The organism is Carbonicoccus niuqiaonis (assembly GCF_050157065.1).
In the GTDB taxonomy this organism is placed as follows: Bacteria; Actinomycetota; Actinomycetes; order Propionibacteriales; family Propionibacteriaceae; genus Avipropionibacterium.
Genome location: NZ_CP189573.1, coordinates 778,619 through 792,501, shown reverse-complemented (window position 1 = coordinate 792,501; position 13,883 = coordinate 778,619). Strand labels below are relative to the sequence as shown.

The 13,883-nt window shown below is 70.0% G+C and carries 9 protein-coding genes; 5 read left to right on the top strand and 4 right to left on the bottom strand.

All coding sequences use genetic code 11. The features are described 5' to 3' along the window. Nucleotides 1-7 precede the first annotated feature (7 nt). Nucleotides 8-3,634 carry a DUF4838 domain-containing protein gene (locus tag ACQBAU_RS03560; RefSeq protein ID WP_465255171.1) on the bottom strand — a complete coding sequence of 1,209 codons (3,627 nt, stop codon included), beginning with the start codon at nt 3,632-3,634 and terminating at the stop codon, nt 8-10. Between the two features lie 145 nt (nt 3,635-3,779). On the opposite strand from ACQBAU_RS03560, the gene ACQBAU_RS03555 reads away from it, so the two are divergent. The 4 genes from ACQBAU_RS03555 to ACQBAU_RS03540 all read left to right on the top strand — a co-directional run bounded on the left by ACQBAU_RS03555 (nt 3,780) and on the right by ACQBAU_RS03540 (nt 8,433). After that, nucleotides 3,780-6,293, top strand: a complete 2,514-nt coding sequence (locus ACQBAU_RS03555; protein ID WP_465255172.1) for a DUF4838 domain-containing protein — start codon at nt 3,780-3,782, stop codon at nt 6,291-6,293. Beyond that, a complete protein-coding gene (locus tag ACQBAU_RS03550; RefSeq protein ID WP_465255173.1) occupies nt 6,290-6,958 on the top strand; it encodes an NAD(P)-dependent oxidoreductase in 669 nt (222 codons plus the stop codon). Before ACQBAU_RS03555 ends, ACQBAU_RS03550 begins: the two co-directional genes overlap by 4 nt. A 188-nt stretch (nt 6,959-7,146) precedes the next feature. Beyond that, nucleotides 7,147-7,968 carry a serine protein kinase RIO gene (locus tag ACQBAU_RS03545; protein ID WP_465255174.1) on the top strand — a complete coding sequence of 274 codons (822 nt, stop codon included), beginning with the start codon at nt 7,147-7,149 and terminating at the stop codon, nt 7,966-7,968. 60 nt (nt 7,969-8,028) lie between these two features. Then, on the top strand, nt 8,029-8,433 hold the full coding sequence (locus ACQBAU_RS03540) for a hypothetical protein (RefSeq protein WP_465255175.1): 405 nt from the start codon (nt 8,029-8,031) through the stop codon (nt 8,431-8,433). Between the two features lie 123 nt (nt 8,434-8,556). Here ACQBAU_RS03540 and ACQBAU_RS03535 read toward each other — a convergent pair whose 3' ends face one another. Further along, nucleotides 8,557-9,966, bottom strand: a complete 1,410-nt coding sequence (locus ACQBAU_RS03535) for a hypothetical protein (RefSeq protein ID WP_465255176.1) — start codon at nt 9,964-9,966, stop codon at nt 8,557-8,559. Between the two features lie 133 nt (nt 9,967-10,099). Here ACQBAU_RS03535 and ACQBAU_RS03530 point away from each other — a divergent pair, with 133 nt between their 5' ends. Beyond that, a complete protein-coding gene (locus tag ACQBAU_RS03530) occupies nt 10,100-11,542 on the top strand; it encodes a glycine hydroxymethyltransferase (protein ID WP_465255177.1) in 1,443 nt (480 codons plus the stop codon). Between the two features lie 15 nt (nt 11,543-11,557). Here the strand turns inward: ACQBAU_RS03530 and ACQBAU_RS03525 are convergent, their stop codons facing one another. Then, the gene (locus ACQBAU_RS03525) at nt 11,558-13,447 is read right to left on the bottom strand and encodes a hypothetical protein (RefSeq protein WP_465255178.1); all 1,890 of its coding nucleotides are present in this window, start codon (nt 13,445-13,447) and stop codon (nt 11,558-11,560) included. A 9-nt stretch (nt 13,448-13,456) separates the two neighbouring features. Next, entirely contained in the window at nt 13,457-13,858 is a 402-nt protein-coding gene (locus ACQBAU_RS03520) for a hypothetical protein (RefSeq protein ID WP_465255179.1), read from the bottom strand. Nucleotides 13,859-13,883: the final 25 nt, after the last annotated feature.

The window sequence follows — 13,883 nt, the reverse complement described above, 5'->3', positions numbered from 1 at the left end:
ACGGTGCTCAGGGAGCGCGGACGAACTCCACGTCGTCGGCGACCACGCTGCTGCCGGTCGGGATGTCCTGGAACATCAACAGCAGGTCGGCCGTGACCGGGACCCGCCCGTTGATCATGGTCGGCACCGGGGTGTCGAGGCCCAGGGTGATCCACTCCCCGCGGGAACCGGACACCGCGACGTTCTCGCCGGCGACGTTGGCCAGGATCGTGCCGTCGGCGGCGCGGAACCGGACCCGCAACCGCATCGTGCCGCTGGTCCCGACGGGTGCGCGGAAGCGGGCGATCGCCAGGTACTGGCCGGGTGTGATCGGGATGTCGAGCTGACGTGGCCCACCGCCACCGGTCTCGTTCTCGGCCGCGCTGAAGCCGGTGCACTCGACGGCGTACTGCCCCGTCCTGGCATCGGTCGTCCGGCGGAAGCGGTCGCCTCGCCAGTAGGTCCAGTCCGTGGGCGGCGAGCCGGCATCAGGCCACTGTTCGAGCGACGGGTTGGCGGCCACCTGGGTCCAGTCGACTGCCGTGCCGGTGACGGTGAGCTGGCCCGACCATGCCACCAGGGACTCCCGGTGGGCGACGCCGACGCCGACCTCCTGGTCCCACGGCTTCGGCTCGGGCAGGTCGAGGGTGAACGTCGCGGTACCGGTGTCCGGGTCCCAACTGAAGTCGGTCGGCACCACGGTGGTGGGGGTCTGCCCGCTGACCATCCGTTGCACGGTGAAGTCCTGGGCGGTCGGCGGGTCGGTCACCCCGGTCGTTGCGACCGTCACCGCGCCGGTGCCCGGCTCGCCGGCTGCCAGCTCGACACCGGTGACGGCTGCCGTCTGCACCGGCTCGGCGGTGACGACCTGGAAGTCGTCCAGGTACAGGTGGCCACCTTCGAAGAAGCCGTTCACCATCACCGACACGCTCACCGCGGCGACCTCGACGCCGTCCACCGTGGGTGGCACCTGTGCCGCCAGGGTCTGGGTCTGCCATCGACCCTTGCCCTCCATGAACGGGGTGCGCGCACTCGTGACCACGCCCAGCTCACCACCGGTGGCGTCCAGCAGCCGCAGGGTCAGCCAGGTGTCGCCGACGGTCTGGGTGTCGGTCGACACGAAGTGGTGCAGCCGGACCGCCCACAGCCCCGGCCGCGCCGGCATCGTCTGCACCAGCTCGCCGGCGTAGAACTCGTGCACCTCGATCCCGGCCGCCCCGGTGAGGGCCGCCGTGCCCGACTCCACCCGGCGGAACTCCCCGTAGTTGCGCACCACCGACTCCCAGCCGGCGGCGGAGGTGCCCCCCTCCTCGAAGGAGGGGTTGCGGTTGGCCCAGTTGCCGTCGGCAGCCTGCAGGATCGTCGCGGCGTACTGTGCGACGAGCGGCTCCTCGTCCGAGGTGAGCGCCTGCAGGCGTTCCCGGACCGGACCGTCGGTCCCGTCGCCGGAGGCCACGTAGCCGGCCAGGGCCCACAACACCTTCGGTTGCAGGCCGGACCATTCGGCCCGCAGCGAGGTGAGGGTCTTCTGCGGGCGCAGGTACGGATCGTCGGCGAACCCTTCGTACAGCTCGACGCGCTTGCGGGCGAAGGCCACCGACTCCGGCAACTGCTCGATCCGGTCGACCAGGGCCAGCGCGTCGGCCGAGGTCTGCGGTGGCGTCACCTCCCGCGGGTAGCTGAGCACGGAGGCCTCGTAGTACTCGAACGCCTTCAGCAGCAGCTGCACCCGCGCCCGTTGTGCCTCGGTCACCGTGGCGGCCAGGGCCGCCTCGAGCAGGCTGCGTGCGGTGGCAATGTCGGCCGCGGTGACACCTTCGAGGTAGGTCGGCATGTAGAAGCTGAGGTAGGTGATCTCCTTGCGGGACTGGAACCACGAGGTCTCGGTGACCCGACGGGTCCAGAAGTCCTCCCACAGCGTGAAGTAGTCGCGCAGGTACGGTGCTGCTGCCGGTCCCCCGGTGCGCCGGTACCAGTCGTCGAGGTCGGCGTCGACGTTGCGGTACGGGTTCCACAGCAGCCGGGCCGTCTCGTACAGCTTCGGACCCTCACCCCAGGTCGGGTCGGACTCGCCGAAGTAGGCGCGCAGCCCGTGGTCGACGCCGTACCGGAGGTAGGAGGCCATCTGGTGCGGGTAGACCCGCGGCACCATGTAGCGCGCCCCGTACGCGTAGTCGTAGAAGGCGATGTTGGGCGTGACCTCACGCCATGCCGCCATCCGCTGGTGGCCGAGCTCGCGCACGTCGTCGTCGATCCAGGTGAGACGCTCCTTCGTGGTGTACGGCACCACGCGCGGGTGCAGCGCGAACGAGGGCGGGTCGGCCACCTCGCGGTAGGCCAGCAGGCCGAACCACTTGTCCGGGTGCTCGGCCAGCACTCCGGCCACCACCTCGTTCACCCACTGGTAGTAGACGTCGGACAGGTCGTCGTAGCCGAACGAGTTCTTGCGGCGCGGGTTGTTCGGGTGCTCCGGTTCGGACTCGGCGAAACCGCCGGAATCGTTCACCGCAAGGGAGAACGAGGTCACCTCCGGGTTGGCGTCGAACCAGTCGTTGATCCAGGCCACGGCGGCGTCGACCGTCCCGGGCTCGGAGAAGTGCGGTTGCCAGCGCACCGTGTTGGTCGGGATGTGCCGCTCCCCACCAAGGATCGGGTAGTACTCGGGATGGGTGGTCGGCCAGTCTTCGGCGGGCTGACCCGGCCGCGGCTGGAAGATGCGCCACAGGTTGTGGCTGTAGCCCTCGATGGTGGACGCGACCCGGGCCCGCTGCCCCCAGGCGTGGTTCTGGATGGACTGTTCTGTGCGACCGGGGTTGTGCAGTGGGTGGATCACCCGGGACTCGATGGCCGGGGCGTCCACGGCCCGCAGTTGCGGCACCATCCACTGCGGGCGGTCCGGGACGTCCTCGCCGAGCTCGCCGGGCATCAGCCACCGGACGCCGAGGAAGCGTTCGGCGAACTCGGTGACGGCGTGGCGTGTGCCGGCTTCGGAGGCACCGAGCAGGGTGATGCCCTGTGCGGCACTGTCGATCACGTACGCCTGCTCGCCGAGTCCCGTCAACGCCTCCTGCAGTTCCGGCTGCCGGTCGGGAGCGGCGGTGCCGACCCGGATCGGGATCAACCCGTCCGCCCTGGCGCCCGCCACCCCCGCAGGTTCGATCACGTCGAGCTGGACGCCGGTCGCGACCATGATCAGCCGACGCAGGTCCTCGACGTCGGTGCGGAGTTGATCACTGGCGGCAGCCGGACGGACCAGCACCGCGTGTGCCACTCCGTCCAGCACCAGGGAGACGCCAGGCCGGATGACGAACCGTCGACTCGGCACTTCGGCCTGCCCGGCATGACTCACCCGGTAGGTCGCCGGGGTGTCGCGCTGCGGGGTGTGGGCCGGGACCTGGATCCGTACTTCTCGTCCCCCGTCGGTCGGCCACATCTGGATCGGCGTCACCGCGGTGACGCCACCACGGTCGACGTAGCTGATCGTGAAGTCGTCCAGGGAGCGCGTACCCGGCCCGGCGAACCGGACGGTGAGTTCGCCGTTGACCCCGGTGACCGAGCGGATGTCGCGATCCTCGGCCCACGCCGAGCCGGACATCATGGCCAGCGACAGCACGAGGGTGCAGAGCAGCGTGAGACTGCGGCGGAACGTGAACATGGCAGGTGCCTCTCCGGTGAAGCCGATGGCGGCGGTGCCATCGCCGGATAGGCTACCGCATTATGCAGATTCCGACCGAGGTGATCATCGTCCCACCGCCTGGTCGGAAGCCGTGGAACGATCGTGAGCAGGCCGAGGAGTTGGCATGGATGCGTCCAGGGAGTACCACGTCCCGGTGACCCGGGAGGGCAGACCGATCGCGCACGTCACGGTTGCCCCGGACGCCGACGGCAGCACCCGTGAGGCGGCCGCCCTGCTGATCGACACGATTCGTTCCGCGACCGGCGCCACACTCCGGTTACGAACCGACGCGACAACCGTGTCCCGGGACGTACCGCTGATTCAGGTCGGCGCCCACCCCGGCTTCCTGGCCGCAGGCGGACTCGAGGAGCTCCGGCAGCTACCTCCGGACGGCTTCGTCCTCCATCCCGACCGGCGGGGCCTCACCCTGGTGGGCCCGACACCCACCGGCACCGAGTTCGCCGTCGTCGAATTTCTGGAGCGCTTCGTCGGGGCGAGCTGGTTGCTGCCCTCACCGGACGGGGTTGACATCCCGCGACGACGTGATCTCACGGCCCGCCTGGCGCACGAGACGCATCGCCCCGCCACGTCGTCCAGAATGATCATGGCGATGATGACACCGACCGGACTCGGCGGGCCGGAGTCCTTCACCTGGGGGCGGCGCAACCGGCTGCACGGCGACATCGACTTCGGACACGCCATGTGGCGGATCCTGCCGCCCACCAGGTACGCGACGACCCACCCGGAGTGGTACCCGCCGCACGCCGACCTGACACTGCGGTACGGCTGGCAGCCACGCTTCACCGATCCGGGAACCACCGCCGCGGCCGTCGACGAGATCCTTCAGCACCTCGACGACGATCCGCAGGCCCACTCGGTGTCGTTGGCGGTCAACGACTACAGCGGCTTCCATGCAGCCGACGTGGCGACCGGCAACCGGAACTCCGCCGGGTTCCCGGATGCCTCGCAGGCCTACTTCACCTGGGTCAACCGCGTGGCGGACCAGGTGGCTGTGCACCATCCGGACACGAAGTTCGGCGTGCTGGCCTACCACGACGTCCTCGACCCACCGGACTTCGACCTCCATCCCAACGTGGTGCCGTTCATCACCGGCGACCGCATCACCTGGTCGGTGCCCGAGCTCGGTGACCGGGGCCGCCGACTGACCGAGTCATGGTCGGTACGAGCACGCGAACTCGGTTGGTGGGAGTACCTGCACGGAGCTGGATACATGGTCCCCAAGGTGGCCATCGACCAGCTCGCGGCCAACTACCGGTTCGCCGCCGACCACGGCGTGGTCCACCACTTCGCGGAGACGTGGCCCGACTGGGGCGGAGGGCCACAGGTGTGGCTCGCGATGCGCCTGATGTGGGACCCCACACTCGATCCGACGACGCTGCTCGAACAGTGGTGCGACCGGGTGGCCGGAGCCGAGGGTGGTCCGGAGTTGGCGGCGTACTACCGGCACTGGGAAGAGTTCTGGACCGATCGGATCCCCCGGACCAGGTGGCTCTCCCGCTGGCGTGACGCACCCGTACGGTCGGACTACCTCAGGTTCGACGACCCCAGCTACCTCGACCCGGTCACCGAACGCGACCAGGCGGTGAGTCGCAGCCACCTCGAGGCGGCTGCGGCGCTCACCCCCACTCGACGACAGGGCGATCGGGTCGCGCTGCTGCAGGGGAAGTGGCGCTACTACGCGGCTGCCACGGCGTACCACCGACGCCTGGCGTCCTTGACGCCACCCACCACACCGGTCACCGACGACGAGGCGGGTGAACTGCTCACCGCGATGGTGTCGCGGTACCGGGGCGGGACGGCGGTCCTGACGTTGCTCCACGACATCACACCGGACCGGGCAACACGTGCCGCTGCCCACCTGCCGACGGTCCTCGAACGCGCTGGCCTGAACGCCACCTTCGGGCCTGGTGCGGTCGCCGCCCTGCTGGCCTGGTTCCGGGCCTCCGATCGCCACCGGACGCACACGGCCGACGCCCTCGACGCACTCGCCCAACTGCCCGGTGAGCCGACCGACCCGCCGGCCGACACGGTCGGCTGGCTCGCCCGACTGATCAGGCTGGTCGCCCTGCAGCGCGACGGGCTGCTGGTCAATGCGGCGTTCCGCGACGGACTCGCGGGCTGGGAGGTGAACGAGCCTCCCACGGGGGTCCTGGGACTCGGCAGCGACGGACGCGGCGTGGTGGCTGCGGGCGTGTCGAGCGGCGGTCTCGGTCAGCGCCTGGCGCTGACACCGGGACGGTACGGGTTGCTGCTCGAATTCTGGTGCCCCGCCGACACCGCGCGCGGCACGCTACGGTTCAGCACACAGCACCACGACCGGACCGGCGAGGCCCGTGGTCGGCCGCAGCGATCCCCCTGGGTCCGGGTGGGCCCGACGGCAGGTCGGCCGGCCACCGCCGAGTGGATCTTCGACGTACCCTCCGACATCGGCGGTGAGCCCGTGCACACCAGCCGCATCGAGCTGGAGTTCACGACGGTGGTCGAAGGCCCGGGGCAGCCGAGCATGGATCCCTCCGACCGGATCACCCTCACCGCCTGCCACGTCCATCAGCTCCACGGGGCTGCTGGCCCGCCCGGGGGAATGCCTGCGGGCACCGTCACCGTTGAACCGACATGAGCACTGACACCTCGAACCATGACAGCTTCGACATCGCCCTGATCGGCGGACACGGCAAGGTCGCGATGCTCGCCGCCCCGCTGCTGGTGGAGGCCGGCCACCGCGTCACCTCGATCATCCGCAACCCGGACCACGTCACCGAGGTGGAGGCCACCGGGGCGACCGCCCGGACCGCCGACGTCGAGCAGCTCGACGCGGCGGGCACCGAGGAACTGTTACGCGGCTTCGACGCGGTGGTGTGGTCGGCCGGCGCCGGCGGCGGGAACCCGCAGCGCACCCGCGCCGTCGACCGGGACGCCGCGATCCGGGCCATGGACGCCGCGGCGGCGGTGGGCGCGCGACGGTTCGTGATGGTCTCCTACTTCGGCGCCCGGACCGACCACGGGGTGGACCCCGAGAGCTCGTTCTTCGCTTATGCAGAAGCGAAGGCCGCAGCTGACGCCCACCTGCGGCGGAGTGACCTGGCGTGGACGATCCTGCAGCCCAGTGGGCTCACCACCGAGCAGCCGACGGGCCGGATCAGCGTCACCGACACCGAGTCCGGCCAGGTGAGCCGGGGCAACGTGGCCGCCACGATCGCCGCGGCGCTGGCGAACCCGGCCACGGCGGGCCGGTCGTACGCGTACAACGACGGCGACACCCCGATCACCGACGCCATCGCCTGACGACACCGGGCCGTACCGCGTGAGCGACGGCCGGCGGAAATCCGGTTGCGCCGCCACGCGGCAGGGCCCGAGCATGGGTGGCAGACGTACCTGCCACGGGTGCCCCGACGGAAGGAGCCTGACATGTCAACGACTGTCCTCGGCTGCCACCAGCCACATTCCTTCCCGCTCAGGAGCACCACAACCCCATGCCTGCTGAAGAATTCACCTTCGAGTACGTCCCGACAGATGAGCTGAACGACAACCAACGCTGGTCGACCTGGTTCGACGTCGAGCGACTGGCCCGCGGGCCGGAACCCCGACCGAGCTGGGTGGTCACCGACAACGCCGCGATCGACACCGAGCTCGGTGTGATCAAGTCCGGTAAGGAGGCAGACTGCTTCCTGCTGGAACGGGCCGTCCCCGATGATCCGGACCGCCGCAGCCTGCTGGTGGCCAAGCGCTACCGCAGTGCTGAGCACCGTGACTTCAGTCGCGCGGGAGCCTACACCGATGGCCGGACGACCCGACGCAGCCGCGACAACCGAGCGATCAAGCGCAAGACCACCTACGGCCGACAGGTGATCGCCGGCCAGTGGGCGGTGTCGGAGTGGAACGCCTTGTGTCGACTGTGGTCACTCGGCGCCCCGGTGCCTTATCCGGTGCAGATCGACGGCACCGAGATCCTGATGGAGTACATCGAGATCGACCAAGAGCCGGCACCGCGGCTGGTCAACACCCGCCCCGACCATGATCAGCTTCGGCTGTGGTGGGACCAGTTGGTGGCGGCGATGGAACTGTTCACCGAGGTCGGCCTCGCCCATGGCGACCTGTCCCCGTACAACATCTTGGCCCTTCCGGATCGGCTGGTGATCATCGACCTTCCCCAGGTGGTCGACATCGCCGGAAACCCTTCGGGGATGGACTTCCTGCACCGTGACTGGGTCAACGTGTGCACTTGGTTCACCCGCCGAGGCCACGAGGTCGACCCCGAGGAGTTGTTCGCCAACTTGGTGGCCGTGGCGTACTGACCGGGCAACGAGTTCGACCGACCGTGACAACCTTTCAGGCGCTTCACGCATGTCACGGGCATGACAACGACCACTTCGCTCCCTCAACTCGTCCGTACCATCGCCGGCGGCGGTGCGCTGCTGCTGACCGGACTGGCCACTCTGGCCTGGTTGGGCTTGGCCGTGTCCACCGGCGGCACCTGGACCCTCAGCATCGTGATCGTGGTCCTCCTGGTCAGCCTGTTCCTCAGTTGTGGGGTGATCACCTTCAGCCTCACCCGCTCGAACGGGCTTGCCCTGACCGCAGCGATCACCATCGGAGCCCTGGTCGTCTGGCTCCTCGTCGAATCCGGGGATCACCCCTCGGCGCTGGTGTTCGGCATCATCACCGGGGCTCCCGCGGTCGCTCTGCTGCTCGGGGTCACGGCCGCCAGCTGCGTCGAGAACGGCCCCCTGGCGGCCACCGGCGCCCACGAGCAGCACTGAGGCCGACGTGACGAAGGCCTCATCGCCCTGCGGTTGACCTCAAGTGCACTTCAACTCCTAGAGTGAAGCCAGTGATGACCGGTCGGGCCCTGACCATGCGCGTGCGAACGATCCGGCCGGTCATCACGAATCCACGTCGCCGAACACCTCACCGATCGCATCGAGCTTCGCGTCGCTGAGGTACCCGTACCGGTTGATCCAGACCCCGGCGGCGTCGCTCGCCGCGACCACCTCGAGCCGGGCTCGAAAGTCGTCCAGTGGACCGTAGCCGTGCACCAACGGCAGGACCGGCACCCCGCCTGAAGCTGCCACCGCCGCCGCGATCTTGCGCTCGAGTGCCGCCGGGGTGACCGGATGCGGTTCGTCTGGCTCCGGGTAACCGAAGTCCACCAGGCCGCGGAGGTGATCATCGTCGACCAGGTCGGCCAAGCGTGCCAGCAGAGTCACCACCAGCCGCTCATCGACTCCTGGGTTGTCGGTCAGCAGTCGGCGCGCGATGCCGTCCACCATCATCGACCAGTGCATGCCGTACAGCTTGGGCGCCACCGAGGACACCGACGGCGCCAGCCCTGCCGGGTCGAAGCCGGTCACCCGCCCGAACGGAGCGGCGAAGCCGTTGACCGACAGGCCGACCGCCGGCCCGGCCACGACGTCGAGCTCGCGGCGCCAGTCGGCCACCATGTCGGCCGCCAGCAACCGCTTCAACTGCAGCCAGCCGAGCAGTCCGTCCGGGTCGACCCCCGCGGCGTCGGCGAGCGCGGACGTACCGTGGTCGATCGAGGCCTGCAGCCCGGCATCGGTGAGATCACCGGTCAGGTGACGGTGCAGTCCCCGCGCCGACTCGACCACCCGGTCGAAGTCGGGCGCGACCGGTGACCGGTCGCAGAAGTCCCGTACATGGTCGGAGAAGTCGGTGAAGACCTCGTCCAAGGTGTAGCACGGGTACTCGGCGTAGTCGATGCGCAGCTCGGTCAGCATCGGCAACGCCGCCAGCACATCCCGCACCACCGCGGCATTCCACTCCCGGACCGCCGGACTGGCCAGGCTGCCGGTCCGCACCATGCCCGCGGGCAGCGCGCCATCGGGCAGCCGGGGCCGGTCGTCGTCGCGCAGCCCGGGCGGGGTCGAGGCACTGAGCTGCACCGAACAGCCCAGCCCGGCCGAAGCCGCTCGGGTCAGGAACTCGACGACCCGTGGGCCGTCGGTGTCGGTGACCTCGGTCCCCCGTGGCGGGTGGTATGGCCCGCCGGCGAAGTTTTCGGACCGGGGATGCCAGGTTGGTGCGCCCTTGACCCAGAGGGTGCGGTGGCCGAACAGCGGCCGGTCGAGCACCCGCACACTCGCCCCACCGTCGGTGGGAGGCTCGAACCGACCGACCCCCTCCGGCGCGGGGCGCACCAGCATGCGGCCGATCGAGACCGCAGTCGCCCCGGCGCGATGAACGAGGTTGTCGAGCACCTCCTCGACGCCTTCGGAGATGACCTCGGAGCCGATCAGCGCGATGCCGACCTGACGGCGACGTGGCTTCCCCATGGCTTCCTCCCCAGGGGCACGACGCGGTGTGACCCCGTCGGCGACTCTACCCATCAGGCACCCGGCGGCGGACCGGCCCGGCGGCGCTAGGGTTGGCTCACCGTACGTCGCGTCACCGCCCAGGAGCCCTTCCGTGTCAGACACCACCAGCCAGCTGGCCAGCACCGCCTACCAGTCCGCCCTGCAGGTCATCGAGGGCGTCGAACCGCGCATCGCCGGCGCGATCCGCTCCGAGCTCACCGACCAGCGCGAGTCGTTGAAGCTGATCGCCTCGGAGAACTACGCCTCCCCCGCCGTGCTGTTGACGATGGGCAACTGGCTGAGCGACAAGTACGCCGAGGGTACGGTCGGGCACCGCTTCTACGCCGGTTGCCAGAACGTCGACACCGTGGAGTCGGTTGCCGCCGAGCACGCGCGCGAGCTGTTCGGCGCCGAGTACGCCTACGCGCAGCCCCACTCAGGGATCGACGCCAACCTGGTCGCGTTCTGGTCGATCCTGGCCCACCGCGTCGAGACCCCCGCGCTGGCCGAGGCCGGGGTGAAGTCGATGAACGACCTCGACGAGGACGCGTGGGAGGTGCTGCGCAAGAAGTTCGGTGAACAGCGGATGCTGGGCATGAGCCTCGACGCCGGCGGCCACCTGACCCACGGGTTCCGGCCCAACATCTCGGGCAAGATGTTCCACCAGCGCTCGTACGGCACCGACCCCGAGACCCAACTGCTCGACTACGACGCGGTTGCCGCGCAGGCCCGTGAGTTCAAGCCGCTGATCCTGATCGCCGGCTACTCCGCGTACCCGCGCCGGGTCAACTTCGCCAAGATGCGCGAGATCGCCGACGAGGTCGGCGCCACCCTGATGGTCGACATGGCCCACTTCGCCGGGCTGGTCGCGGGCAAGGTGTTCACCGGCGACGAGGACCCGGTGCCGCACGCCCACGTCGTCACCACCACCACCCACAAGTCGCTGCGCGGCCCGCGCGGTGGGCTGGTGCTGGCAACCGAGGAGTACGCACCGAGCGTCGACCGTGGCTGCCCGATGGTGCTGGGTGGTCCGCTGTCGCACATGATGGCGGCGAAGGCCGTGGCGCTCGCCGAGGCCCGGACCCCGGAGTTCCAGACCTACGCCCAGGCCGTGGCCGACAACGCGAAGGCACTGGCCGAGGGCTTCACCTCCCGTGGCGCCACGCTGGTGACCGGCGGTACCGACAACCACCTGGTGCTGGTCGACGTGAGCGCCTACGGGCTCACCGGACGGCAGGCGGAGTCGGCCCTGCTCGAAGCGGGTGTGGTGACCAACCGCAACTCGGTCCCCAACGACCCGAACGGTGCCTGGTACACCTCGGGTGTCCGGCTGGGCACGCCGGCTCTGACCAGCCGCGGCTTCGCGGCCGCCGACTTCGACCGGGTCGCCGAACTGATCGTCGACGTGTTGTCGCAGACCACCCCGGCACCCACGAAGTCCGGTGCACCCGGCAAGGCGAAGCACATCCTTGCCGACGGGGTGGCCGATCGGGTCCGCGCGGCGTCGGCGGAGTTGCTGCAGACCCACCCGCTGTACCCGGGCCTCGAGCTCTGAGCCGAGCCGGACGGATCAGCCGCGGGCGGTCGCCGGGTCGAACCGATGGCGCCAGTCACCGACGTACAGCTCGACCCGGACCGTACCGTCCTCGGCCAGGTCCAACGCCACCCCGGCGTCGACCCGACCGCGGGCGAGCAGGGTGGCGGTGACGAACCGTCGGCCCAAGGCGTGCGGCCCGTGCCACCGCAGCAGTGTCGCCTCCTCCCCCGGGGTGGTCGGTGTCGTCGGACTGGCGACCAGGGTGAAGTCGTCGAGCCCGGGGGCGTCGCTCGCCGCTGCGTGGGCCACCGTCAGCTGCGCCTCACCTCGGCTGATGTCGGCCCGGTGCCCGCCGACGACGACCTCGGCCGGACTGTGCAACCGGGTCTCGACCCGGCCGTCGTGGGCCAGGTCGAACTGGTCGAGCACCAGGGCCGCCCGGTCGCCGAAGTGTACGAACAGCCGGGTGCACCGGTCGGCCAGCGGCTCGTCGCCGCGCGCCACCCCCATCGCCTCGGTGGCGTCGAGCAGCACGCCGGGGAAGCCGTCGACGTCGACCAGCTGCGGCACGACGTGGACCCCGTTGACGATGCCGACCCCGTTGATCAACGGCACGTTCTTGCTCACCGGCGCCATCTCGAACAGTTCCTCGCGGCGCGGCCCGAAGGTGGTGTCGAGGTACTCGTGCGGGGTCAGGTTCTCGATCAACTGTTCGCCGTCGACGACGGCGTGGAAGCTCAACAGGTCACGGTGGCCGTGCGGCACCCCGCTGCTGCCGCCCCGGATCGCCAGGTAGAGCCGCGGCTCGGGCCACCGGTCCGCCAGTCGGACCCACCCCAGGCCGGGATAGCTGCGCACCGGATCGGCCGCGTTCCCTGCCCCGGCAGCAGAATCGTCCTCCCCGGCACCGAGCAACAGGGCCTCGGCGGCCAGCGGTCGGGACTCGTACTCGGTCTCGAACGCGCCGTCGCGGACCAGCGTACGGACCGCGTCGACGGCGGCGTTGCAGCCGAGCTCGGCGGCGACGTGGAGGTGCAGTGGCGACAGGCTGAAGTGGTTGGAGTCACCGAAACTGCACGGCTGTCCGTACGGCCAGAAGTCCAGCGGGAACTCGATCGTGGCGGCCGTCGCCTCGGCCCGGAGCAGCGGGTGTGGGCGCCCGGTGGCACGCTCGTGGCTGCGCAGGTACGTGAACGCCCATGTCATCCCGTACGCCCAGTAGCCGATGCCCTCCGGCCAACCACCGTCGGTGCGCTCCAGCGAGGTCATGAACGGGGTGATCGACTCCTCGACGATCGGCAACGCCGCCCGGGCCTCGGCGAGGTCCTCGTGCAGGCTCAGCGCGAGTACGCCCGCCCCACCGGCGCAGACCGTGTTCCAGTTGGAGTCGTCCTTGCCGAGCCACCACGCCTCACCGCGCTCCACGACGGCCAGGAACGACCGCAGGGCGCGGTCACGGGCCTGCACGATGATCAGGTGGCGTTCGGCATCGGTGAGGTCGTCGTACAGCTGATCATGGACCAACGCCAACGTGGTGCTGTTCTCGCCGTAGCTCAGGTCGAAGATCGCCTCGGGACGTGGATCGTTCCGGCGCCAGGTGATCCAGGACCAGTACTCCCAACGCCCCATCGCCGCGACGTGATCCAGCACCGCGTCGCGGTACCGCCGATCGCCGCTGACCCGCCACTGCGCCAGCAGCGTCACGATGCGGCGATGCATCCGCCGGGCCCGGATGAGGTGTCCGTTGTGGGTGGCCGGCACCTCGTCCCGGTCGCTGGCCGACAGGAATGCGTCGGCCAGTTCCTGGACCCGGGTGGCGATCCGGCGGGACGTCTCGGTGGTGATCGTCGGGCGGCCACCGGGCAGGTACAGCCGGGGATGCGCTGCGAGAGAGGTGTCGGCCGGGTCGAGCGGAGGTGTCATCCGCCCACCCTAGTCAGCCTCATCGGCCCGCAACGTCGCCGCCCAGGCCGCCAGGATCGGTGCCAGCAGGACGATCCCGACGATCCGGGTCACCCACAGCAGCAGCGGCGACCGGACGGTGTAGTTGCCGTCGACGCCGATCAGGGCCGCCAGGATCGCCATCAGCGCGAAGGCGGGGTGTGGCAGGTCGTCCAGCGCCAGCGCGCCGACCACGGCGAACACCGTGACCAACCCGATCCACAGACCCATCAGCACCAGTCCACCGGCCCGGCGGTCACCGCAAAGCAGTCTGAGCGGACCGCGACCGACGAGCTCCAGCGGAACCAGCACGAGGACGCACGCCAAGACACCCAGCAGCAAGCAGGTGTGGGCGAGCAGCAGGTAGAGGAACAGCGACAGCGCCGGGGCCATCTCGGGATCGAGCGATGATCAACAC

Coding starts and splice junctions, on each gene's coding strand:
- ACQBAU_RS03560 (WP_465255171.1), bottom strand. CDS start 3,634: ATGTTCACGTTCCGCCGCAGTCTCACGCTGCTCTGCACCCTCGTGCTG.
- ACQBAU_RS03555 (WP_465255172.1), top strand. CDS start 3,780: ATGGATGCGTCCAGGGAGTACCACGTCCCGGTGACCCGGGAGGGCAGA.
- ACQBAU_RS03550 (WP_465255173.1), top strand. CDS start 6,290: ATGAGCACTGACACCTCGAACCATGACAGCTTCGACATCGCCCTGATC.
- ACQBAU_RS03545 (WP_465255174.1), top strand. CDS start 7,147: ATGCCTGCTGAAGAATTCACCTTCGAGTACGTCCCGACAGATGAGCTG.
- ACQBAU_RS03540 (WP_465255175.1), top strand. CDS start 8,029: ATGACAACGACCACTTCGCTCCCTCAACTCGTCCGTACCATCGCCGGC.
- ACQBAU_RS03535 (WP_465255176.1), bottom strand. CDS start 9,966: ATGGGGAAGCCACGTCGCCGTCAGGTCGGCATCGCGCTGATCGGCTCC.
- ACQBAU_RS03525 (WP_465255178.1), bottom strand. CDS start 13,447: ATGACACCTCCGCTCGACCCGGCCGACACCTCTCTCGCAGCGCATCCC.
- ACQBAU_RS03520 (WP_465255179.1), bottom strand. CDS start 13,858: ATGGCCCCGGCGCTGTCGCTGTTCCTCTACCTGCTGCTCGCCCACACC.